The sequence below is a fragment of the Alloscardovia venturai genome, from assembly GCF_042676605.1.
GTDB classification, from domain to species: domain Bacteria; phylum Actinomycetota; class Actinomycetes; order Actinomycetales; family Bifidobacteriaceae; genus Alloscardovia; species Alloscardovia venturai.
The window spans coordinates 1-1,462 of the sequence record NZ_JBHTHQ010000008.1; the positions used below are offsets into that span (position 1 = coordinate 1).

2 protein-coding genes and 1 pseudogene are annotated in these 1,462 nt (G+C 44.2%); all 3 read left to right on the plus strand.

Annotation, left to right across the window (positions count from 1 at the left end; all coding sequences use genetic code 11):
• On the plus strand, nucleotides 1–205 hold a 205-nt coding region (locus tag ACFQY8_RS01010; RefSeq protein WP_377937762.1), incomplete at its 5' end, for a hypothetical protein.
• A 39-nt stretch (nucleotides 206–244) separates the two neighbouring features.
• A complete protein-coding gene (locus tag ACFQY8_RS01015; protein WP_377937764.1) occupies nucleotides 245–580 on the plus strand; it encodes a hypothetical protein in 336 nt (111 codons plus the stop codon).
• Nucleotides 581–1,277: 697 nt separating this feature from the next.
• Nucleotides 1,278–1,462 (plus strand): annotated as a pseudogene (locus ACFQY8_RS01020) (hypothetical protein); the annotation flags it as partial.

Sequence of the window (1,462 nt, forward strand, 5' to 3'; positions counted from 1 at the left end):
TGGCACTGTAAAGGTTTCCCTTGTTTTTTATCGTGTTCTTGACACTTCCAATCCTAAAAAACGGGTCACTTCCGCCAACTTCCCCGCGTCCTTTAACAATAAATTGTCTCGGCCGCGCGCGAAGCCCCAAGACCCACAAGGGGTTGGCTCCAGCGCATTCCGTTTTTTATCCCTTCCAGTGTTCAACAACACGAACAAAAAATAATCACACCAGCCCATCAGGTCTCTAGGAAAGAAGGACGCTATGACACAACCAATCAAGATGATCTTGCCAGCAAACCCCCTTACAGGTTACGGATACAAGCCTTTGACAACATTTTGGGAAGAGTTCAGCATCGCCGACCCATTCGGCAGCAACGCTATCCGCGACACTTACAAGCGAGCCTTAAAGGAATGGAAGAATGATTACAAAAAGATGACCGAACTCGTCATGGTCCTCAACAATAAAATCTGGGAACACTACCACACCAGCCCGCAATTAGCTCGCACCTACACCGAGCTATGGCACGAACTCGACCAATGGTGTGATAGCACATTCACTAACGAGCAGAAAACCTACTACTACACCACAACCGATTAGCCATCCACTTTTTCTTCCAGGCAGTGTTCTGTGATGCTCCCTGGAAGAAAGGAAAAGGTTTTTATATAAAACCAAAACACAAGAAAAATCATATACAAGTAGAGTAGAAAGGAAAACAAGAATGAAAATTAACAACAAACAAGTCACCGGTGAAAGCTTCGCATACGACGGATGCCACAAAATCTACATTTGCGAAAGCAAGAAAGATGAGCAAGACGCGCAAAAAACCGGATACACTATCCATCCCATAAGTGAGCTTGAAAACACATACGAAAACTCGTGCGACCTACGCTTCATCCACAATTGGACACTCGATAAAGACTATGTCTCCCAACTAGAGTCCGCCTTATTCCAAGAATAACCAAAACCACAATAAAGAAAGGTCTTTTATGCTCATTCGTATAGTCGCAGCATTCATCCTAATAAATGCACTTATCGCATACAGCGGTCTTGTAACCTACATGGCACATCTCATGCAAGAGAGTGCGAACAAGACACATACGCCAAAAACACGATGGCAAAAACTCACACTCGCACTAATTTTTACCAGTGTGACCGTCTGTGTACTCATAGAAACACTATCAGACAACCAGACTATACGAACAATCACTCTCACAGCCTTTGCATTTCTTATCGGCAACTTTGCAGGTGGCATGTATCAAAAAATCAAAACGAGCAACGAAAAGAAAGAACAAGAATGAGTGAACAAGAACGTAAAGTCCGTCTCGTCATCCGTATCACCCACACCGTCGATATGAATGACAGTAACGGGTGGACACCACAATTAAGCTTTATCAAAACGAGCATCCTTACCCCAGAAAAGGCGAAAAACATCGCACACATCCTGAACCGTCTTGAAGCATTCCGTGCATCCAAACTCGG

Bases quoted from the DNA above. Each gene is read 5' to 3' on its own strand.
- ACFQY8_RS01015 (WP_377937764.1), top strand. From the start codon at position 245: ATGACACAACCAATCAAGATGATCTTGCCAGCAAACCCCCTTACAGGT.